At 71.2% G+C, this 22,357-nt stretch carries 27 protein-coding genes; 12 read left to right on the plus strand and 15 right to left on the minus strand.

Features of this window, described 5'->3' with window-relative positions:
- Positions 1-226: 226 nt before the first annotated feature.
- The 3 genes from OHS18_RS21850 to OHS18_RS21860 all read right to left on the minus strand — a co-directional run bounded on the left by OHS18_RS21850 (position 227) and on the right by OHS18_RS21860 (position 2,423).
- Positions 227-697: a hypothetical protein gene (locus tag OHS18_RS21850; RefSeq protein ID WP_328618316.1), complete on the minus strand. Its 471-nt coding sequence runs from the start codon at positions 695-697 to the stop codon at positions 227-229.
- A gap of 218 nt (positions 698-915) precedes the next feature.
- Positions 916-2,064 carry a serine hydrolase domain-containing protein gene (locus tag OHS18_RS21855; RefSeq protein WP_328618317.1) on the minus strand — a complete coding sequence of 383 codons (1,149 nt, stop codon included), beginning with the start codon at positions 2,062-2,064 and terminating at the stop codon, positions 916-918.
- A gap of 20 nt (positions 2,065-2,084) precedes the next feature.
- The gene (locus OHS18_RS21860) at positions 2,085-2,423 is read right to left on the minus strand and encodes a hypothetical protein (protein WP_328618318.1); all 339 of its coding nucleotides are present in this window, start codon (positions 2,421-2,423) and stop codon (positions 2,085-2,087) included.
- Between the two features lie 188 nt (positions 2,424-2,611).
- Between OHS18_RS21860 and OHS18_RS21865 the strand changes: the two genes are divergently transcribed.
- The 3 genes from OHS18_RS21865 to OHS18_RS21875 all read left to right on the plus strand — a co-directional run bounded on the left by OHS18_RS21865 (position 2,612) and on the right by OHS18_RS21875 (position 5,137).
- Positions 2,612-2,974, plus strand: a complete 363-nt coding sequence (locus OHS18_RS21865) for a VOC family protein (protein ID WP_328618319.1) — start codon at positions 2,612-2,614, stop codon at positions 2,972-2,974.
- Positions 2,975-3,055: 81 nt separating this feature from the next.
- The gene (locus OHS18_RS21870) at positions 3,056-4,726 is read left to right on the plus strand and encodes a hypothetical protein (protein ID WP_328618320.1); all 1,671 of its coding nucleotides are present in this window, start codon (positions 3,056-3,058) and stop codon (positions 4,724-4,726) included.
- A 15-nt stretch (positions 4,727-4,741) separates the two neighbouring features.
- Positions 4,742-5,137: an NUDIX domain-containing protein gene (locus tag OHS18_RS21875; RefSeq protein ID WP_328449801.1), complete on the plus strand. Its 396-nt coding sequence runs from the start codon at positions 4,742-4,744 to the stop codon at positions 5,135-5,137.
- Between the two features lie 259 nt (positions 5,138-5,396).
- Here the strand turns inward: OHS18_RS21875 and OHS18_RS21880 are convergent, their stop codons facing one another.
- Positions 5,397-5,696 (minus strand): YciI family protein, encoded by a 300-nt coding sequence (locus OHS18_RS21880; RefSeq protein WP_328449800.1) that lies wholly within the window; start codon positions 5,694-5,696, stop codon positions 5,397-5,399.
- A gap of 202 nt (positions 5,697-5,898) precedes the next feature.
- Between OHS18_RS21880 and OHS18_RS21885 the strand changes: the two genes are divergently transcribed.
- The 5 genes from OHS18_RS21885 to OHS18_RS21905 are packed head-to-tail and all read left to right on the plus strand — an operon-like array spanning position 5,899 to position 10,559.
- Positions 5,899-6,807 (plus strand): hypothetical protein, encoded by a 909-nt coding sequence (locus tag OHS18_RS21885; protein ID WP_328618321.1) that lies wholly within the window; start codon positions 5,899-5,901, stop codon positions 6,805-6,807.
- 19 nt (positions 6,808-6,826) lie between these two features.
- Positions 6,827-8,017, plus strand: coding sequence for a pyridoxal phosphate-dependent aminotransferase (locus tag OHS18_RS21890; protein ID WP_328618322.1), 1,191 nt, complete (start codon positions 6,827-6,829; stop codon positions 8,015-8,017).
- 11 nt (positions 8,018-8,028) lie between these two features.
- The gene (locus OHS18_RS21895; protein ID WP_328618323.1) at positions 8,029-8,967 is read left to right on the plus strand and encodes a phosphotransferase enzyme family protein; all 939 of its coding nucleotides are present in this window, start codon (positions 8,029-8,031) and stop codon (positions 8,965-8,967) included.
- 28 nt (positions 8,968-8,995) lie between these two features.
- Positions 8,996-9,685: a TetR/AcrR family transcriptional regulator gene (locus OHS18_RS21900; RefSeq protein WP_328618324.1), complete on the plus strand. Its 690-nt coding sequence runs from the start codon at positions 8,996-8,998 to the stop codon at positions 9,683-9,685.
- Between the two features lie 25 nt (positions 9,686-9,710).
- Complete coding sequence (locus OHS18_RS21905) at positions 9,711-10,559, plus strand: LLM class F420-dependent oxidoreductase (protein WP_328618325.1); 849 nt, start codon at positions 9,711-9,713, stop codon at positions 10,557-10,559.
- Here OHS18_RS21905 and OHS18_RS21910 read toward each other — a convergent pair whose 3' ends face one another.
- Together OHS18_RS21910 and OHS18_RS21915 are read right to left on the minus strand one after the other, a co-directional pair.
- Entirely contained in the window at positions 10,560-11,288 is a 729-nt protein-coding gene (locus tag OHS18_RS21910; protein ID WP_328618326.1) for a nitroreductase/quinone reductase family protein, read from the minus strand.
- Positions 11,289-11,465: 177 nt separating this feature from the next.
- A complete protein-coding gene (locus tag OHS18_RS21915) occupies positions 11,466-12,344 on the minus strand; it encodes a hypothetical protein (RefSeq protein WP_328618327.1) in 879 nt (292 codons plus the stop codon).
- A gap of 81 nt (positions 12,345-12,425) precedes the next feature.
- Here OHS18_RS21915 and OHS18_RS21920 point away from each other — a divergent pair, with 81 nt between their 5' ends.
- Both OHS18_RS21920 and OHS18_RS21925 read left to right on the plus strand, forming a co-directional pair.
- Positions 12,426-13,949: an AMP-binding protein gene (locus tag OHS18_RS21920; protein WP_328618328.1), complete on the plus strand. Its 1,524-nt coding sequence runs from the start codon at positions 12,426-12,428 to the stop codon at positions 13,947-13,949.
- Complete coding sequence (locus tag OHS18_RS21925) at positions 13,946-14,284, plus strand: hypothetical protein (RefSeq protein ID WP_328618329.1); 339 nt, start codon at positions 13,946-13,948, stop codon at positions 14,282-14,284. Before OHS18_RS21920 ends, OHS18_RS21925 begins: the two co-directional genes overlap by 4 nt.
- Here OHS18_RS21925 and OHS18_RS21930 read toward each other — a convergent pair.
- The 8 genes from OHS18_RS21930 to OHS18_RS21965 all read right to left on the minus strand — a co-directional run bounded on the left by OHS18_RS21930 (position 14,265) and on the right by OHS18_RS21965 (position 19,358).
- Positions 14,265-14,516, minus strand: a complete 252-nt coding sequence (locus tag OHS18_RS21930; protein ID WP_328618330.1) for a hypothetical protein — start codon at positions 14,514-14,516, stop codon at positions 14,265-14,267. The two genes, OHS18_RS21925 and OHS18_RS21930, sit on opposite strands and share 20 nt — an antisense overlap.
- On the minus strand, positions 14,516-15,622 hold the full coding sequence (locus OHS18_RS21935; protein WP_328618331.1) for an epoxide hydrolase family protein: 1,107 nt from the start codon (positions 15,620-15,622) through the stop codon (positions 14,516-14,518). The genes OHS18_RS21930 and OHS18_RS21935 overlap by 1 nt, the downstream gene beginning before the upstream one ends.
- Positions 15,619-16,164 carry a dihydrofolate reductase family protein gene (locus OHS18_RS21940; protein WP_328618332.1) on the minus strand — a complete coding sequence of 182 codons (546 nt, stop codon included), beginning with the start codon at positions 16,162-16,164 and terminating at the stop codon, positions 15,619-15,621. Before OHS18_RS21940 ends, OHS18_RS21935 begins: the two co-directional genes overlap by 4 nt.
- Before the next feature lie 66 nt (positions 16,165-16,230).
- A complete protein-coding gene (locus tag OHS18_RS21945; RefSeq protein ID WP_328618333.1) occupies positions 16,231-17,283 on the minus strand; it encodes an LLM class flavin-dependent oxidoreductase in 1,053 nt (350 codons plus the stop codon).
- Positions 17,280-17,777 carry an SRPBCC family protein gene (locus OHS18_RS21950; RefSeq protein ID WP_328618334.1) on the minus strand — a complete coding sequence of 166 codons (498 nt, stop codon included), beginning with the start codon at positions 17,775-17,777 and terminating at the stop codon, positions 17,280-17,282. The genes OHS18_RS21945 and OHS18_RS21950 overlap by 4 nt, the downstream gene beginning before the upstream one ends.
- A gap of 67 nt (positions 17,778-17,844) precedes the next feature.
- A complete protein-coding gene (locus OHS18_RS21955; protein WP_328618335.1) occupies positions 17,845-18,348 on the minus strand; it encodes a winged helix-turn-helix transcriptional regulator in 504 nt (167 codons plus the stop codon).
- A gap of 32 nt (positions 18,349-18,380) precedes the next feature.
- Entirely contained in the window at positions 18,381-18,959 is a 579-nt protein-coding gene (locus tag OHS18_RS21960; protein ID WP_328618336.1) for a GNAT family N-acetyltransferase, read from the minus strand.
- A 9-nt stretch (positions 18,960-18,968) separates the two neighbouring features.
- On the minus strand, positions 18,969-19,358 hold the full coding sequence (locus OHS18_RS21965; RefSeq protein WP_328618337.1) for a cupin domain-containing protein: 390 nt from the start codon (positions 19,356-19,358) through the stop codon (positions 18,969-18,971).
- A 43-nt stretch (positions 19,359-19,401) separates the two neighbouring features.
- Here OHS18_RS21965 and OHS18_RS21970 point away from each other — a divergent pair, with 43 nt between their 5' ends.
- Positions 19,402-20,379 carry a GlxA family transcriptional regulator gene (locus OHS18_RS21970; RefSeq protein ID WP_328618338.1) on the plus strand — a complete coding sequence of 326 codons (978 nt, stop codon included), beginning with the start codon at positions 19,402-19,404 and terminating at the stop codon, positions 20,377-20,379.
- Here OHS18_RS21970 and OHS18_RS21975 read toward each other — a convergent pair.
- Positions 20,324-20,980, minus strand: coding sequence for a TetR/AcrR family transcriptional regulator (locus OHS18_RS21975; protein WP_328618339.1), 657 nt, complete (start codon positions 20,978-20,980; stop codon positions 20,324-20,326). The genes OHS18_RS21970 and OHS18_RS21975 overlap by 56 nt on opposite strands.
- A gap of 70 nt (positions 20,981-21,050) precedes the next feature.
- Here OHS18_RS21975 and OHS18_RS21980 point away from each other — a divergent pair, with 70 nt between their 5' ends.
- The gene (locus OHS18_RS21980) at positions 21,051-21,527 is read left to right on the plus strand and encodes a GNAT family N-acetyltransferase (RefSeq protein WP_328618340.1); all 477 of its coding nucleotides are present in this window, start codon (positions 21,051-21,053) and stop codon (positions 21,525-21,527) included.
- Positions 21,528-22,357: the final 830 nt, after the last annotated feature.

Below are 22,357 nucleotides of genomic sequence, written 5' to 3' on the forward strand. Positions count from 1 at the left end.
CTCCCGTGGCGGACACCGGTCGGCGGCGGCAGCCGGGCGCGGTCGAATTCGGTGCGGATCGGGAGGTTGCCGGTATGGGGCGGCTATTGGCAGCTGTGCGGTCGTGGGCAGCTGTGCGGCCGTGGGCAGATGTGCGGTCGTCGGCAGCCGCGGGGTCGCCGAGCCCGTGCGGCCGCTGGCGAGTGTGCCGCAACCGGTGGGTATGCGGTCATCGGCGGCTGAGAGATCATCGGCGGCGATCCGGTCGCCGGCAGCGGTCGTTGGCAACTTTGCGGCCGTCGGCGGCGGCGCAGTCGTCGGCGGCGGCGCGGTCGTCGGCGTCGGCGCGGTCATCGGCGACTGTGCAGATGTCGGCAACTGTGCGGTCGTCAACTGCGGCGCGGTCGTCAACTGCGGCGCGGTCGTCAGCGGCGGCGCGGTCGTCAGCAGCGGCGGCGCAGTCGTCGGCGGCGGCGCGGTCGTCGGCGGCGGCGCGGTCGTCGGCGGCGGCGCGGTCGTCGGCGGCGATGACGCGGTCATCTGCAACTGTGCGGCCGTTGGCGTCGGCGCGGTCATCGGCGACTGTGCAGATGTCGGCAACTGTGCGGTCGTCAACTGCGGCGCGGTCGTCAACTGCGGCGCGGTCGTCAGCGGCGGCGCGGTCGTCAGCGGCGGCGGCGCAGTCGTCGGCGGCGGGGGCGTCGAACCTGTGGAGCATGTGGGTGTGATGCGCTTGCCGTCGGTGGCATTCGACTGCGGCGGGTCGTCGGCGATCATTCCGGCGACCGCGGTTCGGGCGTCGGCTCGGGTTGCCGTTGGTGGACGGCCGGTGTTTGAGGTCGGCACCTGCCGGCGAGCGATTCCGCTGCCGTTGTCGGGGATTCTTTGTGTTGTCCGGCGCTTCCGGCCGGGGTTCGGGCCGGGGGTGTCTGTGGGTCAGGATCGCTTTGTTGTCACCGCTGTGTGGATTGCTGAGATCAGGCGCGTGTTCTCCGGAGCCGCGCCGCCGGGGAAGGCGAATCTGCGGCGGTTGTAGCCGTACGCCAAGCCTGTTCGGGGGTCCGCGAATGCCTGGGAGCCCGCTGCTCCGCTGTGGCCGAATGCTCCCTGGCCCAGGACCGGGTAGTCGTATCCGACCACCGAGAAGCCCAGGCCGAAGGCGTTGGGGCCTCGTGTTGACAGGTCCTCGCCGATCGAGTGGATCTGGGCTACGTCCGCGGCGGTTTCCGGGGACAGGAGGGGGTTCGGGCCGCTGATGGCCGCCGCGTACATTCCGGCGAGGCCACGCGCGGACGCGACGCCGCCTACTGAAGCCGGGCTCAGCCGGCGTAGCTGCTTGATGTTCGGGAGGTCCCAGAGTTCCGGGGCCTTCGGGTGGTTGCGGTTGAACGCGATCGCCGTGATGCTGTCCGGGCCCGTCGCGTTCGCCGCCAGCGCGGCCAGCTGCTCCGGGGTCGGCAGCATCGGTTGCGTCGTCAGGAAACGCGGCTCCAGGTCTTCGGGCAGCCCCAGGTAGAAATCGAGGCCGTACGGCTTGCGGACGCGCTCTTCGTAGTGCTCCTGGATGCTGCGGCCGGTCACCCGCCGGACGACCTCGCCGGTCAGGGCGCCGATCACCAGGGCGTGGTAGCCGAACGCCGTTCCCGGGCGCCAGTACGGCTTCTGCGGTGCGAGGCGCTCGGCGATGATCCGGTCGTCGGCGATCTCCTCGGCGGTGAACCCGTGGTCCGCGCCGACGACGCCGGCGCGGTGCGCCAACAGGTCCCGCAGCGTGATCGCGGCCTTGCCCGCGACGCCGAACTCCGGCCAGTAGTGGCTGACGCGTTCGTCGAGGTCCAGCACGCCGTCCTGCACCAGGAGCGCGACCACCAGGTGCGCGGCACCCTTGGTCGAGGAGAACACGCCGGTCAGGGAGTCGGCCGTGATCTCCGGGCCGGTCCACAGGTCGACGACGCGCTCGCTGCCCACGTGCGCGACGAGCTGGGCGGCGTAGTCGCCACCTTCACCGGCCGCGACGGCGGCGAACTCCTCACGGACGGACTCGTACCCGTCTGCGACGGTGCCCTGGATGTGCTCGGACGACATGGCGGCTCCCTCAGTGATCACTACGCCTGCGCCCAGTGCAAGCCCGGGCCGCGCCGGGGTATTCCGGGTACCACGAACACGCGCGGAGTTGATTTTCCCGCCGTGGGGAACCCGACTTCGAAAACCGAGTCCGCCGAAACGGCGCCGCGGCCGCGGTTCGCGATCACGGCCGTCGCGATCGGCACGTCCGGCCTGACGCCGGCGGTCGCTACCCGGGCGGCCTGGCTGATCGTCCGGCCGCCGGTCGTGGCCGCATGGAGGTTCTCGTGGGTCGCGCAGGCGTTCGTGCTGGTGCTCGGCGCGCTGTGGTTCGCGCTGCTGCCGATCAGCGTGCTGGCACCGGTCTTCGGTGTGTCCATGGGGGCGCACGCATCAGCCGGGCCGGATCGGCGCCGCACTCGGGGTGCGCACGCTCTTGCTCGCGTTGTCCGGCGCCGCGGTGTTCGCGACGACGTCGTGGCGCGCCGTCGGCCCGCCGATCGCCTACTTCGGCACCCAGTCGGGACGCTGAGGGTAGATCGACCTCCCGGGCGGGTAGCCACCGGGCATGAAGCTGACTTCGACCGTGCTCGGCGCGCGGGATCCGCACGCGCTGGCCGTTTTCTACGCGACCCTGCTCGACTGGGCGATCAAGACCGACGAGCCGGAGTGGGTGACGCTGCGCCCCGACGACGGCGGCCCCGGCCTCTCCTTCCAGCTGGAACCCGGCCATGTGCCACCGGAATGGCCGCACGCGGACGGTGCCCAGCAGATGCAGCTGCACCTGGACATCGAGGTCGACGACCTCGACGCCGCCGGCGTGATCGCGATCGACGCGGGCGCCGGGCTCGCGGCGTTCCAGCCGCAGGAGAAGGTGCGCGTGTACCTCGATCCGGCCGGGCATCCGTTCTGCCTCTGGACGCGCGAATGAGGTGACGCCCCGCGTTCGAACGGTCACAGGATCCGCTATGTTCGCTTGAGGTACCGGTTGCCGGCGAACGGAGTGAGTCCTGTGGGGGTGCACCGGATCTGGCACCACGGACTGGTCCCCGTCGAGGGGAAACGCCCCTTGGACGCGTTGCGCAGCAGGCTCATCACGCGGCAACGGCAGCACGACGACTACACGGTCACCGATCTCGGCTCGTCCGACGACGGCGGGTCGCGCCGGTGCGACCTGAAGTTCGCGTGGCCGGACCGCGACGGCCGCTACTCCGTTCAGGTATTGCTTTCGCTGTGCTACCACGCCGGCGCGGACCGCGTGGCGTGGTTGCTGGCGGCGGCGTGCACGCGGCCGTGGCGCAGCTGCCACGAAGCGCCGGCGCACCGGATCGGCCTGGAGGAGCTGGGCGCCAGCGGCAGCGACGAGATCCCGATCGACGGGCCGGTGCTCTCGATGCACGGCTGGTCGCGCGAGGAGTGCGAGCGTGTCGCGGATCTGCTCGCCGAGGCGCTGGTGGCGCCGTGGCGGACGTCGGCGGTGCTGGTGCTCACCGAACCGCCGGCGGCGCCGATCGAGGGCTGGCCGGGGCTGGTGAACGTGTTCGACGTCGACGACCGCTTCCGCCGCACCCTCAACGGCCACCTCCCGCTCGGCTGCGCGGTGCCGCTGGGCGCGCGGCTGTTCGTCCCGCCGTGCGACGAACTGCCGGACTTCGTCGAATCGGCCCTTCCCGTGTCGGAGCAGGCGCTTGAAGGCGCCCTGACACGGTTCATCCAGACGCGGGGCCGGACACCGCTGCCCGAGGAGTGGGCCGAGGTGCCGAGCGTGCGGGCCTGGTACGCGGCGGACCCGTTCGCGACGCCGGAGCGGGAACCCGACGCCGGGCTGACCGACAAGCTCGACCGCGCCGAGCGCGAGCTGGCGGAGGCGCGGGGCGTGATCGCCATCCTGCGCAAGAAGGCCAAGACCGGCGCGGAAGAGCGGGATCGCACGGCGCGCGAGGTGAAGGCGCTGCGCGGCCGCATCGAGGAGCTGTCGGCGGTCGACGTCGCCTGCCTGCAGGAGCAGCTGGCGCGGCTGCAGGAGGCGCTGGACGACTACGCGCGCGCCTTCGACGAGATGGAGGCCGAGCGCGACGAGCTCAGGCGCGCCAACGGGTTGCTGGCCGGCACGCTGACCCGCTACCACGACGCGGGCACCGAGGTCGCCGACGCCGAACGCCCGCCGGACGACTTCCCGAGCTTCGCCGACCTGATCGGCGCGGCCGCGGCGACCCTCGAGTACCTCGAGATCACGGCCGAAGCGGCGCCGACGGCGATCCTCGACCACCACCCGAAAGCCGCGGCCTGGCGCCGGAAGGCGTGGGACGCGCTGCGCACGCTCGACGCCTACGCGCGGGCCCGCCGGTCGCTGCTCGACGCGGGGCAGGACCCCGGGCCCGAGCTGTCGGACGTGCTCGCGTTCGCCCGCACCGGCCAGCCGGGCTCGCTGATCAGCGCCAACATCATCGCGCTGGCCGAGTCCGACACCGTGACGACGAACGAACGGCTCCGCCAGGCGCGCACGTTCCGCGTCGATCCGCGGACGAACCCGGCGGGACGCGACTACTTCGGCGCCCACATCGCCCTCGAGCGCTTCAAGTCGCCCGCGCCGCGGCTGCACTTCCTCGACGACACCGATCGCACGGGCACGGTGTACGTCGGGTACCTGGGCGCCCACCTGCCGACGTCGAAGACCAACTGAGCGAGAATCGCGGGCATGACGGCCGACAAGCACCTCGCGTACTGCTGGATCGCCCGCGGTGACGAGGTGCTGTTCCTCCGCCGCGCGCCGGGGGTCTTCCTCGCCGGGCGCTGGGAGCTGCCGGGCGGGACGGTCGAGCCGGGCGAACCCCACGAGGCCGCGGCGGTGCGCGAAGCGGCGGAGGAAACCGGGCTGACGGTCCGGATCAGCGGGGAGCGCGGCCGCGACACGTGGCCGGACATCACGGGACGGCCGCTGCGGATCCACGCGTGCTTCTACACGGCCGAGGAATCGGGCGAGGGCGAAGTGGTGCTCAATCCGGAAGAACACGACGACTTCGCGTGGCTTACGCCGGCGGACGCGCGCGCTTTGGAGCTGCCGGAGCACTTTCGGCGGCTGCTGTCTTCGTAGCCGGCCTCTGCCGGGCAAGCGGATCGTTCTGGTCACGCCATCGACGCTACCCGAACACACGTGCGAAGATCATCGCTGGATCGGGTGAAGTGCGGGACGGCGTTTCGGCCCGGAATTCTGTTGCAGTGCAAGGAAAGGCGCACGAAGACGATGGGCGCCGCCCCCGGTTTCCACGCTACCGGAGGGCACCGACAAAAACGGTGGTGCCGTTTGTTGCCGGGAGGTGGCGGGCGCCGTTGCGGGCCACCTGGCCGACTCCTCAGGAGGCGATGGCCTCGTTGATCGCCAGCAGCTCCTGTGCGGTGCGGGTGGCGGTGAATTCGATGACGTCGTAGCGGGCGAGGCGCTGGACCACGAACGGGTCGCTGGCGAGGACCGCGTCGAGCTTGCCGCGGAGCACCGGGCGGGTGAGGATCACGTGGTCGGCCGCGCCGGTCCCCTTTCCGGAAACGAGGAAAATCCCCCTCGTGAATTGCGTGCGCAACCAGACCGAATGGTCCGGGAGCGCGTAGTCGACTTCTGTTTCGGGCGCTGTGTAGGTCAGCAGTGCGATGTACATGATTCGATGGTAGAACTCCTGCGGTCACCTCGCATCCGCCTGCCGAGTGGCGCCGGACACCGCATTCGGCAATATCCCGGTCAAGAACCGCCGACCATTCTTTACGGCCGCTTTTTGAATCAACCGTACGTAGCTCGGCGTACGACAGGGAGTCGACGCCGGGCCGACGCGGCCGGCCCGCGGACGAGCGAGACTCGGGGCCATGAACGCAGTGACCGGGATCTGGCACGAAGGCGGCCGCGCCGAGCGGATCGCCTACACCGTCGGCGCGGCCCTCTTCGTGAGCGGGCTCGGGCACGCGGTCGTGCTCCTCACCACCGGCGGCTCGTGGCTGGGCCCGCTGTCGATGCGCAAAGCCGTCACCTTCGGGCTGTCGTTCGGCCTGACGCTGGCCTCGGTCGCCTGGGCGACGTCGTTCCTCACCGTCCGGCAGCGGTGGCGGTCCGTGCTGCTCGGCGCGTTCAGCGTGGCGAGCGTCGTCGAGGTCGCCCTGGTCAGCGTGCAGTCCTGGCGCGGTGTGCCGTCGCACTTCAACTTCGAGACGCCGTTCGACAACGTCGTGTCGATGACGCTCGCCGCAGGTGGCGGGGTGCTCATCCTGACCGTCATCGGCTTCACCGCGGCCGCGCTCGTCGAACCCGGGCCGGCCGCGCCGAGCCTGCGTCTCGCCATCCGGGCCGGCCTGCTCGTGCTGGTGGTCGCGCTGGCCACCGGCGCCGTGATGATCGCCCGCGGCGTCGTGGAGGCCCGCGGCGGCGATCCGCGGCTGGCCTACACCACCGCCGGTTCGCTCAAGCCGCTGCACGCGGTCGCGATGCACGCGATCCTCGTGCTGCCCGGGCTGGCGTGGCTGCTCACCTTCACCCGCTGGCCCGAGGCCCACCGGATGCGTGTCGTCAGGATCGCGGTCGCGGCGGACGCCGTGCTCACCGCCGTCATCGGTGTCGAGTCCTTCACCGGCACGTCCCCCTTCGCCGCGCCTCTTCCGGTGCTCGCGCTGTCGGTCCTGGCGGCGGCCGCGCTGGCCGGCACCGGCCTGTACGCGCTGAGCGGTGTTGAACCGGGTATCCGATTCGTACGTATCCCCGATGGGAAGGCAAGGGGCCGGTAAAGCGGCGGACGGAGACCACGTGCGGCACGGCATGACCACGAGCGGCCTTTTCCAGCAGAGTCAGGCCCACAGCCCGTCGTTCTTCTCCGTCATGCGGGCGATGGGCCAGCACGGCGACGACCTCGCGGACTTCTGCATCCCCTGCAACCCGTACTTCCCGACCGACGGGATGTTCGGCGAGCTGGAACGCAACCTCCGCACGATCCTCAAGTTCTACCCGAGCGACGCGGGCGCGATCACCGCGCAGCTGGCGCACGTCCTGCGCCTGAACCCGTCGACGATCTCGCTGGCCAACGGCTCGACCGAGCTCATCACCTGGATCGACCACCTGCTGGTGGACGCGAGCATCGCGGTGCCGATCCCGACGTTCGGCCGCTGGACCGACCAGCCGCTGGAAACCGGCAAGCGCGTCGACATGTTCCTGTTGAAGGAAGCGAACAACTTCGAGCTGCGTGTCGACGAGTACATCGAGTTCGTCAAGCGCCGGGGCTCGCGGGTCGCGGTGCTGTGCAACCCGAACAACCCCGACGGGGGGTACCTCTCGCGTCGCGAGGTCATCCGGTTCATGGACGCCCTCGAGGACCTCGATCTCGTCGTGATCGACGAGTCGTTCATCGACTTCGTCGAGGCCGAGATGAACCCGTCGGTGGCCGCCGAAGCCGTCGTGCGGCCGAACGTCATCGTGCTGAAGAGCCTCGGGAAGAACTTCGGGCTGCACGGGATCCGGTTCGGTTACCAGGTGTCGAACCCGGCGCTGACCCGCAAGCTGTCGGCCGCGCTGCCGAAGTGGAACCTGAACTCGCTGGCCGAGACCGTCATCTTCATGCTCGCCGAGCACCACGCGGAGTACGAGGACAGTCTCAAACGGCTCGCGCTCGACCGGTTCATGATGAACTCGCAGCTGAGCCAGTTCCCGGAGCTGACGGTGTACCCGTCGCAGGCGAACTTCCTGCTCGTCAAGCTGCCCGGGTCGGTCGACGGCGCCGAGCTGTGCGACTACCTGCTCACCGAGCACCACCTGCTGGTGCGCCAGTGCGGCAACAAGATCGGCATGACCAGCCAGTTCATGCGCTTCGGGGTGCGGCCGGACACCGAAGTCGAGCGGCTGGTCGAGGGACTGCGCGGGGTCGAGCGGCTCGGCGGCGGCCGCCACACGCCGGCGATCGAGCTCGTCTCGCACTCCCGCGAGCCGGAACGGTCGATCAGCTGACCGCGTGGTCGATGGCCGACTTCCAGGCGAACCTCCGGCCGTTCGCCGAACTCGACCGCGCGGGCCGCACCCGCAGACTGCGCCGGCTCGCCGAAGCCGCGTTGACCGACTACGACGTCCCGGTGGCCCGGCTGACCCCGCTGGCGCGCGGGCGCAACACGACGTTCCGGGTGGACGGCGCGGACGGCCACCGGTACGTCCTGCGCGTGGAACGGCCGGACGGCCCGAGCGTCGCGCAGGTGCGGGCCGAGATCGCCTGGCTCTCGGCGCTGTGCCGCGAAACGGACCTGGTGGTGCCGCGGCCGGTGCCGACGCGGCACCGGGAACCGGCCACCGTCGTCGCCGACCCGGCCGTCCCCGAACCACGCACCTGCGTGCTGCGCCACTGGGTCGAAGGCCGGTTCCTGGACGAGCGGCTCACCCCGACGCAGCTGTACCGGCTGGGCGAGGTCACCGCGCGGCTGCACCGCCACGGCGCCCGGATGAACGGCCTCGACCGCGGCCGCGTCGACGACCTCAGCGCCTTCGGCCGGGCCCAGGTGGACGGCTTCTCGGCGACCGTCGTCGAGCGCGCGGTCGCCCTGACCGGCGAGGACGTCCGCGCCGCGCTGGCGCGGGTGCGGGCGGTGCGGGCCGCGCTCGGGTTCGGCGCCGACGTGTTCGGCCTGGTCCACGGCGGCCTGCACCAGGAGAACTACCTGTTCCACCGCGGCCGGGTCGCGGTGGTCGGCTTCGACGACTGCGGGTATGGGCACTACGCCTACGACCTGGCGGTGACAGTCGAGGCGATCGCGCACCTGCCGCACCGCGCGCAGTTGCGGGAGGCGCTGCTGGACGGGTATCGGTCGGTGCGCCCGGCCACGTTCGCGACCGACCCGGCCGTGCTCGACGCCTTCGCCGGGTTGCGCCGGGTCCAGCTGCGGCTGCGCGCGCTCGACGGCACGGCCTGACGTTACAGATGGTCGCTACACTTGCTACATGGCCGGACGATCGAGCAACGCCACCAGTACCCGCGACCGCCTCCTGCTGGCCGCCGGGCAGCTCCTGCACGAAGCGGACGGCGGCGCGGTGTCGACGCGCGCGATCTGCGAACGCGCCGGCGTCCAGGCCCCGACCCTGTACCACCACTTCGGCAACAAGCAGGGCCTGCTCGACGCCGTCGTGAACTACGGCTTCACCCAGTACGTCCAGGCACCCGAAACCGGCGGCGACCCGGTCGCGCGGATCCGCGAGGGCTGGGACAGGCAAGTCGAGTACGGCCTGGAGAACCCGGCGTTCTACGTCCTGCTCTACGGCCAGATCGAGCCCGGCGTGCCGTGCAACCTCACCAGCAGCGCCGAGGCGATGCTGCTCGAGCTGTTCACCCCGCTCGCCCGCGCCGGGCGGCTGCGCGTCGAGGCGACCGAGGCCGCGCGGCAGTTCGCGGCGGCCAACAGCGGGGTCACACTCAGCCTGATCGCCCAGCCCGAAGGCGCCCGCGACCTGGCGATGTCCGCGCAGGTCCGGGACGCCGTGCTGGCCGGACTGCTCACCGACGGCCCGGCGGCAGGCTCGTCGACGAGCGCACTCGCGGTCGCTTTGTCGACCGCTCTCGCGGACGACGTCGACGAGCTGACGACCACCGAGCGGCAGCTGCTGCGGGAGTGGCTGCACCGCCTCGCGAGCTGACGCTACATTTGCTACATTGATTCGTATGGCGAATGTAGTGAACGAGTTCGGCGTGTTCCTGGCCCCGCACCGCGACGACGAGACGCGCAAGGCGCACGCCGTCGCGGCCGACAAACTCGGTTACGGCACGGTCTGGTTCGGCACCGGCAGCGCTTCGGTCGGCGACCTCAAGTTCGTCGAGGACGTCTTGGCCGCGACCGAGCGGATCACCGTGGCGACGGCGATCGTGAACGTGTGGGCCGACGAACCGGAGGTTCTGGCCGAGTCGTACCACCGGCTCGCGGGCCGGTACGGAAAGCGCTTGCTCCTCGGCATCGGCGTCGGCCACCCGGAGTCGGTCGCGGCGTACCAGAGCCCGTACGACAAGATCGTCGGCTACCTCGACCGGCTCGACGCCGCCGGTGTGCCCGCCGACGCCCGGATCCTCGCCGCACTCGGCGACCGTGTGCTGAACCTGGCCGCCGAACGCACGGCCGGCGCGGTCCCCTACCTCGTGCCGGTCGCGCACACGCGGCACGCGCGCTCGGTGCTGGGCCCGGGCAAACTCCTGACGCCGGAACAGAAAGTGGTCGTCGACGACGACCCGGTGGCGGCGCGCGCGATCGGCCGCCCGTACGTGCGCGAGCCGTACCTCGGACTGCGCAACTACGTGAACAACCTGCTGCGCCACGGGTACACCGAGGCGGACGTCGCCGATGGCGGCAGTGACCGCCTGATCGACGACCTCGTGCTGCACGGCACGCCCGAGAGCATCGCGCGGCGCCTGCGGTCTCATGTGGACGCCGGAGCCGACCACGTGGCCGTCCAGGTGCTCGGCCCCATGCCGGACGTGGAGGCCGAGCACCACCGGATCCTCGCCGGCCTACTGCTCTGATCAGCCCGGCGCCGGCGCCAGCGCGTTCAACGCCGTGATGATCACGCTTTCCTCGTAGGTGAAGTGGGTGTCCAATGCGGACGCCAGCCGGTCGAACTCCGCGTGCAGCCGGACCGGGTCGGACTCTTCGCCGACGAGCCGCTGGATCTCCTCCTGCAGCCGCGCGACGACGACGTGTTCCGCGCCCAGCTTCGTCAACGCGGGGGCGAGCGCGGGGAACTGCGCGGCCAGCATCGGGAAGATCGCCGTGTCCTCGCCCGTGTGGTGACGGGTGAGGGCCGAGCAGAAACCGAGGCAGCGCTTACTGAAGCTCAGCGGCTCGCCGGAATCCAGCTGGGCGCGCAGATCCCGCAGCTCGGTGCGCAGCCAGTCGTGCACCTCGACGATCCAGTCGCCCATCCGCCGGACGCGGTCGAGGCGGTGCAGCACGATCACCGGCAGCACCCGGGTCGTCCGGGCCTGGTAGTCGGCGAAGCCCGGCTGCTGCTCGACGACCTTGGCGAACAGCGCGTCGCGGTCGGGGGCGATGGCCGCCATCGCCTCGAACGTCTCGGTGCCGGTTTCCACGGTCACCAAAGGGTTCTTGCGGATGTTGTGGTACCAGGCGGGGTGCTTCGGCAGGCCCATCGCCGACGCGACGACGACCAGCTGGCCGTCGATGTGCAGGGCTCCCAAGGTGACGCGGTGTTTCCGGCCGGTGCGGGCACCGGTCGTGGTGAGCTGGATCAAACTCGCGTGGTCCTTCCGATGTGGAGTGATCGGAGGCGTGAGAGGGCACGACGGAGGCACACTTGTCCCACAGCAGGGAAAAGACGAGAGACACCGACGTGTCGATCTCAGGGGGCTGAGTAGCCACTACCTCCGTGCGTAGGCCCATCCGGGGCGCACTTCCACGGTAGCACGGAATCAGCGCGCTTCGTCAGCCGCTTCCTTCGCCGCGATGGCGGCTTCGTCTGCTTGGTCGAAGGCTTCCTTGGCCGTCTCGAACTCGGCCGTCGCGCGCTCGGCGCGTTCCTCGGCTTCCGCGAGGCGGGCCCGCAGGTCTTCGACGCGGGCCGTGGCCTGCTCGGCCGCGCGCTCGGTGCGGACGAGGTCGCGCTCGGCCACCGCGCGTTCCTTCGCCAGCTCGGCGGCTTCCTTGCGCAGGCGCTCGCGTTCGGCGCGGACGCGCTCGCGCTCGACCCGCTCCTCGTCCTCGCGCTTGGAGTCCTTTTCGGCCCGCTCGGCCTTCACGGGTTCGGCCTTTTCGGCCCGCTTCGGCTTCGCCGGTTCGGCCTTTTCCACCAGGTTCGCCGGGCGCTTGCCGGTCGACGGCGGGGCGCTCGCGGCGAGCGTGAACCACTGGTCGGTGTCCTGGTGCGCCACCGACGTCAGGCACCCGGCCAGCGCGAGCGCGGCGGTGTCCGGGTCGGCCGCGACGGCTTCGAGCGTCGCCTCGACCTCCCGCGCGACGGTGTCGCTCATCTTCGCCAGGCCGTGCAGGATCCGCCGCACCAGCTCGCCGCGACGCCGGGCCAGCGCGCGCAGGTCGTCCCCGGCCAGGCGGGTGTGCGCGTCCCGCAGCTCGTCGCCGAGTTCGGCCAGCTCACGCAGCTCGTCCGGATCTTCGCGGGCCAGCCGGTTGACGATCGCGGCCGCGGTGGTCGGCTTCCGCAGCTCCTTGATCTTCGCCGCCAGGTCGGCGTCCCCCTCGGCCTTCGCCGCCTTCGCCGCCGCGTTGCGCGCGCTGACGAACTCCGCGAGGTCACCCCCGTAGAGCTCGCCGGCCACCGTCTCCAAGTCCATCCCGCCCAGCCAACCACATCGGACTGGTGCGAGCACCCGCGAACAGTCATCATCGGGTCAGGGGCGACGAAGGGAAGGCGCGTGTTCTTCGATCTGGGTGTCCGGGACTTCCTCGACCGCGCGGAGGCGGTGTACCCGGACCGCGTCGCGGTGGTCGACGAGCCGAACCAGCCCGCGCCGAGCTGGGGTTCGCTCACCTACCGCGAGGTGGCGCGGCGGGCCCGCGCGCAGGCCGCCCACCTCGACGCGCTGGGCGTGCCGGTCGGCGGGCGCGTCGCGGTGGTGTCGCACAACGCCGCGCGCCTGCTCGTGTCGTTCTTCGGCGTCTCGGCCTGGGGCCGGGTGCTGGTGCCGGTGAACTTCCGCCTCGCACCGGCGGAGGTGAAGTACATCGTGGAGCACTCCGGTGCGGAGGTGCTGATCGTCGACCCCGAGCTGGCACACCTGCTCGACAGCGTCACCGCGAAGCACGTCTTCGTGCTAGGTCGTGACGACGACGTGATCTGGGGCGGCGACGGCGAACCGCGGCCGTGGGCGGGCGACGAGTCGGCCACCGCGACGATCAACTACACGTCCGGCACCACCGCGCGGCCGAAGGGCGTGCAGCTGACCCAGCGCAACATCTGGCTCAACGCGGCCGTCTTCGGGCTGCACACGACGTTGAACGACAACGACGTCCTGCTGCACACGCTGCCGATGTTCCACTGCAACGGCTGGGGCATGCCGTACGCGGTGACCGGGCTCGGCGGGCGGCACATCGTGCTGCGCAAGGTCGACGGCACCGAGATCCTGCGGCGCATCGAGGAGCACGGCGTCACGATCCTGTGCGCCGCGCCCGCGGTGGTCAGCGCGGCGCTCGACGGCGCCGCGGGCTGGGACGGCGAGATCCCCGGCCGCGACCGCGTCCGGATCGTCGTGGCCGGCGCACCCCCGCCGACCCGGACGATCGAGCGGGTGCGGGCCGAGCTGGGCTGGGAGTTCATCCAGATCTACGGCCTCACCGAGACGGCGCCGCTGCTGACGGTCAACCGGATGCGCAGCGAGTGGGCCGACCTCGACCCGCACGAGCAGGCGAAGCTGCTGGGCCGCGCCGGCACGCCCGCGCTGGGCGTCCGGATCGCCGTCGACACCGACGGCGAGGTGCTCGCGCAGTCGAACCACAACCTCGACGGCTACTGGGAGAACCCTGACGAGACCGCGCGGGTGCAGGAGGGCAACTGGTTCCATACGGGTGACGGCGGCACGTTCGAAGACGGCTACCTGACGATCGCGGACCGCAAGAAGGACGTGATCATCTCGGGTGGCGAGAACGTGTCGTCGATCGAGGTGGAGGACGCGCTCAGCTCGCACCCGGCGGTGCGCGAGGCGGCGGTGATCGGCGTCCCGGACGAGAAGTGGGGCGAGCTGGTGACGGCGTTGGTGGTGACCGGTTCGGAAGTGTCCGCCGAGGAGCTGATCAAGCACTGCCGCGAGTACCTGGCGGGGTACAAGTGCCCGAAGCGGGTGGAGTTCCTCGACGAGCTGCCGCGGACGGCGACCGGGAAGATCCAGAAGTTCAAGCTGCGGGAGCCGTTCTGGCAGGGCCGGGCGCGAGGGGTGAATTGAGGTTCTTCTTCGACGCGGGCTCGGGCGCGGTGCTCTGGGCCGACGTCGGCCCGGCGGACCTGGACCGGCTGCCGATCAGCGCCGGGTTGCGGGCGGACCTGGACAGCCTCGTCGAGCAGTACGACGAGTCGCTGAACTGGGACTACCCGCCCGACCCCGGCCCGTGGCGGGAGGCGCGGTGCCGTCGCTTCAACGCCGACGTCCGGGCGGCGCTGGCCCGGTTGCGTCGTGAACTCGGGGAGGACGTCGAGGACGGGTTCACCGAGCTGAACGAGGATCCGGATCTGGACCGCTACCTGGCCGACCCGAAGGGCTTCAAGCGGTCGTCTGGCTGACGACGAGATCGCCGCCGCTGGACCGGAGCCGGATGACGCGGTCGCCGACTTCCAGCTCGGCGCCGATCCGGATGCCGGCCTTGTCGAAGCGCTCGACGCGTAGCGACCAGTCCGTCCAGACGACCCACACCAGGGACGATCCGTCGACCAGGATGATCTGCAGTGCCGCCGCCTCGCCGTCACGATGAAGGATCTCCGAGACCGAAGCGACTCCGAGACCGGCCGGTTCCATCAGCGGACCAAGCGGAAGAACGTCCGCACCTCGGCGACGAACAGCTCCGGTTGCTCGAACGCCGCGAAGTGCCCGCCCCGGTCCAGCTCGTTCCAATACCGGATGTCCGGGTACCTCCGCGCGGCCCACCGGCGCGACGGTCTCGGCACCTCCGCGGGGAAGATCGAACAGCCCGTCGGGACGTCGACCGTGTCGTCCGTGGCCTCGCTGAACCACTTCTGGACCTTCGCGATGCTCTCCCAGTACAACCGCGCCGACGACGTCGCCGTGCCCGTCAGCCAGTAGAGCGTGATGTTGTCCAGCAGCTCGTCGCGGGTGAACGAGAAGCCGTCGGACCAGGCGTGGAACTTCTCCAGCAGCCAGCCGCACAGGCCGGCCGGGGAATCGGCCAGGCCGTAGCCCAGGGTCTGCGGGCGGGTCGACTGCTGGGCCGAGTAGCCGTCCTCCCAGCGCTGCGCGTGCTTCAACGCCTCCAGCGCTTCGCGTTCCGCCGCAGTCAGGTCGTCGAACGTCGCCGGGTCGGGGGCGGCGATCGGCGGGTTCAGGTGGATGCCCGCCAGGTGGGCCGCGTCCTGCTGGGCCAGTGACGTCGTGATCGACGTTCCCCAGTCGCCGCCCTGGGCGCCGTAGCGGGTGTAACCGAGACGGGCCATCAGCTCCGCCCACGCCGCCGCGATCCGCTCGATGCCCCAGCCCGGCGACGACGGCTTGTCGCTGAAGCCGTACCCCGGCAGCGAGGGGATCACCAGGTGGAACTCGCGCGAGAGCGGCTCGATCACCTTGGTGAACTCGACGATCGAGCCGGGCCAGCCGTGCGTCAGCACCAGCGGCAGTGCGTCCGGGCGCGGCGAACGCACGTGCAGGAAATGCACGCCCAGGCCGTCGATTTCGGTGCGGTACTGCGGAAATCCGTTGAACCGGGCCTCCGCGCGGCGCCAGTCGTAGCCGGACGCCCAGTACTCGCAGAATTCCCGCAGCAGGGCCAGGGGCGTGCCCTGGCTCCAGTCGCCGACCGGCTCCTCTTCGGGCCAGCGGGTCCGGCGCAGGCGCGAACGCAGGTCGTCGAGGTCGGCCTCGGGGACGTCGATCCGGAACGGCGTGATCACGCCGGGACGTAGGTCAGCTGGACGACGCCGTTGCCGAAGGTGGCGGACTTCTTGAGCACCAGCGGGAAACCCGGGCCCTCCTCGGGGAACAGCCTCTTCCCGCGGCCCACGACGATCGGGTACAGCAGCAGGTTCAGCTCGTCGACCAGGCCTTCGGCCAGCAGCCAGCGCACCGCCGTAGTGCTGCCGCTGGTCATGATGTCGCCGCCCTCCCCGGCCTTCAACGCGCGGACGGCCTCGACCGGGTCCCCGGTCAGCAGCGTCGAGTTGTTCCAGGTGACCTCGGACAACGTCGACGACAGCACGTACTTGCGCACGCTGTTCATGAACTCGGCGCCCGCGTCGTCCTCGACCGTCCGGCCGGGCCACGCTTCGGCGAAACCTTCGTAGGTGACGCGGCCGAGCAGCATCGCGTCGGCGGCCGCCATCCCGCCGCCGACGGCGCGGCCGATTTCGTCGTTCCAGTACCGCAGCGACCACTTGTCGGGCGCCTCGACCACACCGTCCAGCGAGAGGAACAGGTTCGACACGATCTTGCGCATGGACTTCCCTTCGGTCGAGTTCTCACTATGACCGAAAAGCCGCCGTCCCGCAGCGGTTTGACCGGACTATCCGATCCGTCCATTCGCGACTGGCTTCAGCAGGTCGAGCGCGCGGCCGAGGGTGTCCAGCCGCGCTTCGAGCGTGTCACCGGCCGGGTACAGCCGGACCGTGTCGATGCCCGTGGCACGCCAGACGCGCAGGCGTTCGCGGACCATCTCCTCGGTGCCGATCAGCGTGGTGCCGAGCACCATCTCGTCGGTGACGAGCGCGGTGGCGCCGTCGCGGTCACCGGCCTGCCAGCGCTCGCGGACCTCGGCGGCGACGTCCGCCCAGCCCTGCCGGCTGTAGGCGTTGTTGTAGAAGTTCGTGGTGGCCGAGCCCATCCCGCCGAGGCTGAAGGCCAGTTCCTTCTTGCGGCCGCCGACCATCGTGCGCAGCTCGTCCTCGTTCGCCGCGAAGGCGACTTCGGCGCCCTGGCAGACGTCGATGTCCTTGCGCGTACGGCCCGACTTCGCGAGGCCGGCGTCGAGGTGGGTGAAGTAGGCGTCGGCGCCTTCGGGGACGAAGCTGGTGCCGAGCCAGCCGTCCGCGACCTCGCCGGTCAGTTCGAGCAGCTTCGGCGAGAGCGTGGCCAGGTAGATCGGGATGTCCGGGTTCGGCTCGGTCGACAGCCGCATCGGGCGCGTCTCGCCGGGCAGCGGGATCTCGAAAGCCTTGCCGGAGAAGGAGATCTTCTCGCCGGCGAAAGCCTGGCGGATGATCTCGACGGTTTCGCGCATCCGCGTCAGCGGCTTGGCGAACGGGACGCCGTGCAGGCCCTCGATCACCTGCGGCCCGGACGGGCCGAGGCCGAGCGAGAACCGGCCGCCGGAGAGGTCCGCGAGCGTCAGCGCGGCCTGCGCGATCGCGACCGGCGTGCGTGTGCCGAGCTGGACGATGCCGGAGCCGAGCCGGATCCGGTCGGTGCGGGCGGCGAGGTAGCCGAGCGCGGACGGCGCGTCCGAACCCCAGGCCTCGGCGACCCAGCAGACGTCGAGACCGAGCTTTTCCGCCTCCAGCACGAAGTCCAGCGTCACGGGAGTGTCGCGGGAGAACTCGACCGTCGTCGCGGTCTTCACGAACCTTCGACCCGGTCCTTGATCGCGGCGAGGTTGCCGGTCATCGCGGTTTCGAACTCCCGCAGCCGCACGAAGACGATCTTCTGTTCCTTCTCGGGCATCCGGTCGATGGCGAACGACAGCCCGGACCGGCCCGGGCCCAGCTGCATCCACTGCGAGAGCCGGGTGCCGCCGTTGTCGGGTTCGAGGGTGAACTTCCAGACCGAGCTCGGCTCGGCCGGATCCTGCACCGCCCAGGCGAACACCCGCGGCGCGTCGCACTCGACGACGTACGACGTCGTCTCCCATTCGCCGAACGCGTCGTGCTTGCTCCGGCCCACGAACTTGCGGCGGGTCTCACCGTCGCACCACTCGACGGACTGCAGTTCGGAACTCAGGGAAGGCATCAGCCCGATGTCGGAGACCACCGGCCAGACGTCCTCGGGGGCGGCGTCGATCCAGGTCGAGACCTCGGCCGTGGGCTTGTCCGCGTACCGCGCGCCGGTCCACTCCATCGTGGTCGCACTCCTTTCGGTGAGCCTCTGACCACGATAGTTGCGTAGGTAGACCCGGCTGTCAATCTCACTCCTGCCGGGCGAAGCGCTCCTCGACGTCCGTGCGCTGCGCCAGCCGGGCCGGGAAGCCGGGGCCGCGGCGCATCCGCGTGTCGTCCGGGGTCATCGGCGCGGCGCACTCGGCGCAGACGATTTCGGCGTGGGTGTCGTGCCCGCAGGCCAGGTGGTGCACGGTGATCGGCGGACCGGCCTCGCCGGCGAGCCACTTGTCGCCCCAGCGTGTCATCGCGAGCAGCACCGGGTAGAAGTCGCGGCCCTTTTCGGTGAGCACGTAGTCGTAGCGCACCGGCTCGCTCTGGTAGGCGACCTTCTCCAGCAGCCCCTCGTCGACCAGCCGCTTGAGCCGGTCGGCGAGGGTGTTGCGGGCGATGCCGAGCGCCTGCTGGAACTCGTCGAAGCGGCGGACGCCGTAGAAGGCGTCACGCAGCACCAGCGGCGTCCACCAGTCACCGAGCAGATCCATGGTGCGCGCGATCGAGCACGGCCACTGCGCGAACGAGGTCCGTTTCATGCGGCCGAGGGTACGCCGTCTTCCGGAGAGACTCAGCAGGTCAGCCGCATGACCACCCGCCGCGCGGTCGGGCGGCTCACCTCCGTGAACCCCGCGGCGGCGAAGACGCCGGAGGTGCCGACGAACAGCTCGCCGGGCCAGGCGAGCTTCTCCCCCGGCTCGACGAGCATCGGGTAACCCTCGACGGCCCGCGCCCCGCGTTCGCGCGCGAAGCCGACCGCCGCCCCGGCCAGCGCGGCGCTCACGCCGCGACGCCGGAAGCCTTTGCGGGTCACGAAACACGTCACCGCCCAGACGCCGTCGTCCGACGGGTCCTCGTCACGGCCGGCCCAGACGAGGCGGCTGCCGAGGAGCCGCCGGTACGCGGTGCGCGGCTCGACCGCGCACCACCCGGCGGGCTCGCCGTCGACGTAGGCCACGAGCCCGGTCGCGTGCTCGGCGGTCTGGGTCCGCAGCCGTTCGGCGCGCTCTTCCGCGGTGCCCGAGCGCCACTGCGCGGGCGTGTCCTTGAAATACTGGCACCGGCAGCGGGCCGGGTCCCCGCGGTCGCCGAAGATCGACTGCAGGTCCGCCCAGGGCGCCTGGTCCACGGGTACGAAGGTCAGCGCCATGCCCCGAAGTCAGACGAGGTGGCCGGTGGTGACGTCCACGTGGTCCGGGACCTCGTCGTGCGCGTCGCCGACCGAGAGCGTGCCGGCCGGCTCGACCAGCAGCACACTCGCGCCCGCCTTCGACGACGGCTTGTGGAACGTGCCCTTCGGCACGACGAAGACCTGGCCTCGGCTCAGCGTGACGACTCGTTCCGACGGATCGCGCAGGCCGATCTCGATCTCGCCGTCCAGCACCAGGAAGAACTCGTCGGTGTCCTCGTGGACGTGCCAGACGTGCTCGCCGGCGAACCGCGCGAGGCGGATGTCGTAGTCGTTGACGCGGGTGACGATCCGCGGGCTCCAGGCGGCGTCGAAGCTCGCCAGGACTTCGGTCAGGTCGATCGGGTTCATGCCTGCCATGGTCGGCCTGGCGGATGAGCGGCACGAGTGCTAGGAATCGCACATGCCGCAAGAATTCTCTCACCGGGTCGCGGCGATCGTGACGGCGGAGTCGAACCCCTTCGAGATGGGCGTCGCGACCGAGCTGTTCGGGCTGCGGCGGCCCGAGCTGAACCGGCCCTGGTACGACTTCACGCTCTGCGCCGCGACCCCGGACGTGCGGATGAACCTCGGCCTGTTCACGCTCTCCGGCGTCGCCGGGCTCGAGGCCGCCGACACGGCGGACACGCTGATCGCGCCGGCCCGGCCGGACACCGGCGTGCCGACCGACCCGGCGATCCTCGCGGCGATCCGCCGGGCCGCGGCCCGGGGCGCCCGGCTGGTCAGCTTCTGCACCGGCGCGTTCGCCCTCGCCGAGGCGGGCGTCCTGGACGGCCGGCGCGCGACCACGCACTGGCAGTGGGCCGCGGAGTTCGCCGAGCGCTTCCCGGCGGTGCGCTGGGAGCCGGACGTTCTGTTCGTCGACGAGGGCGACGTCCTCACGGCGGCGGGCAGCGCGGCCTCCCTCGACCTCGGCCTCCACCTCATCCACCGCGACCACGGCGCGGAAGTCGTCAACGCGGTCAGCCGCCGCCTGGTGTTCACGGGCCACCGCGACGGCGGGCAGCGGCAGTTCATCGCCCGGCCGGTGCCGGCGGTGCCGGACACCTCGCTGGCGCCGCTGCTGGCCTGGGCCCTCGAGCGGCTGGACACCCCGCTGACGGTGACCGACTTGGCCGCGCGAGCGGCGACCAGCCCGGCGACGCTGCACCGGAGGTTCCGCGCGGAGCTGGGCACGACGCCGCTGGCGTGGCTGACGACCGAGCGGGTGACGCTGGCCTGCCGCCTGATCGAGCGCGGCGAGCTACGGCTGGACCGGGTGGCCGAGGCGAGCGGCTTCGGGACGGCGTCGAACCTGCGCCTGCAGCTGAGACGCCACACGGGTCTCAGCCCGAGCGCGTACCGCCGCCGCTTCGGCCCGGCCCTCGTGAGTGGTAGTTAGGGATCTGACCCGGATTACCACTCACGACGTCTTGGAGCGCCTGGGCCAGGGACTCCTGCTGCAGCCGCGCCGGGTAGCCGCGAGGGTCGGCCGCCGCGAGGACGTTGAAGCCTTCCACCAGCGCCACCAGGCTTTTCGTCGTCAGCTCCAGGCGGTCGTCCGGCCACTCCGGACGACAGGCCGCGATCAGCCGCCGGACCCGCGCCAGGAACGAGTGGTTCGCCGCTCGGTGACGCTCGGCCAGGTCGTCGTCCGCGAGGGCCGCCGCCAGGAAGCCGACCCAGACGCGGGACTCCTCGTGGTGGCCGTGGGGCAGGTCGATCGCGCAACCCAGGACCGCGCGCAACGCCGCGGGCGCGTCGGTCGCCGAGGCCTCGGCCGCGTCCGCGCGGATCGCCGTGCGCTCGTAGAGCAGGTCGCGCGCGTGCAGCAGCAGCGCCTTCTTCGTCGGGAACGCGTGCAGCACCAGGCCGGTCGTGCAGCCGGCGCGCTCGGCGACCGCGCGCAGCGTCAGCCCCGGCAGGCCCGCCTCCGCCAGCACCTGCCACACCGCGTTCGACAGCAGCTCGCGCTGCGCCCCCACGTCACGCTGTCTCGGCACCCGGAACCTCCTTCCCCGGTAGCGTAACAGGTGCTACGGTAACGCTCGTTACGAAAAGGGGGTGTGCCCGATGACCGACCTCGGCACCATCGCGATCAGCGCCGTGAACTGGGACGATCCCGACGCGGCCCGGCTGCGCGAGGCCCAGCGCGTCGAACTCGACGCCCGCTACGGCAGCGACAACCACGAGCCCGGCGCACTGCCGACCGCCGAGACCATGGCGGTGTTCCTCGTCGCGCGCGACGGCGGCGGCACCGCCGTCGGCTGCGGCGGGCTCCGGCCGCTCGGACCGGACTCGGCCGAGATCAAGCGCATGTACGTCGACCCGGCCGCGCGCGGCTCCGGCGTCGCGACCGCCCTGCTGCGCGCGCTCGAAGACCACGCGCGGGAACTCGGGATTCCGCGGCTGCTGCTGGAAACCGGCACCGGGCAGCCGGACGCGATGCGCTTTTACCAGCGCGAAGGCTACGAGCCGATCGAGGCCTACGGGCCCTACCGCGGCGAGCCGTTGTCGCGTTGTTTCGCCCGCGATCTCCGAGCGCCATAGGTTTTCCGATGGCGCGGCCAAGGCAAGCTATTGGTTCGCGAGGACACCACGGGCCTACCGTCGAAGGAACGGCGGCCCAGGGTCGGGCCGCCGTTCCCGACTCAGACGGAGTTTTCCCTTGCGCATCAAGCACATCGGCGTCGCACTGGCCGCGATCGCCGTCTTCGCCCTGCCGGCCACCCCGGCCGGCGCGGCACCGAGAATCGTGCCGCTCGCCCCCGGGCAGCAACCGGAGAACATCACCCTGGAGCCCGACGGTTCCGCCGACCTGACCTTCGCCTACACCGGCGAGATCGGCCGGGTCTCCCCCGGCGGCAACGTCACCATCATCGCCCGGATCCCGGCGCCGGAAGACGGCGACGTTCCGGTCGTCCACAAGCGACTGTTCCTCGGCGGCATCGTCCGCGCACCCGGCGGTGACCTGTACGTCGCCGTCTCGACCGGCACCGCGGCCACCGGCCTCTACCGGGTCCGGGCCGGGGCGCCGCCGGTGCAGGTAGCGAAACTGCCGCCGGCCGGCTTCCAGAACGGCGTCGCGCGTGACCCGGCGACCGGCGACATCTACGTCGCCGACTCGTTCGGCTCCACGGTCTGGCGGGTTTCGCGGGGACGCGTCACCGCCTGGGCCACCGGCGACCTGCTCGCCCCGGTGAGCGGTTTCGGCGCCAACGGGATCAAGGTCCACGACGGCGCGGTCTGGGTGTCCAACCTGGACCGCGGCACCCTGGTCCGCTTCCCGCTGCGCGGCGGGCCCGGCCGGGTCGTCACGTCGGGTCTCGGGCCGGTCGACGACTTCGCCTTCCACGGCGACACCGTCGTCGCGGCGATCA

The sequence above is a fragment of the Amycolatopsis sp. NBC_00355 genome (assembly GCF_036104975.1).
Taxonomy (GTDB): Bacteria; Actinomycetota; Actinomycetes; order Mycobacteriales; family Pseudonocardiaceae; genus Amycolatopsis.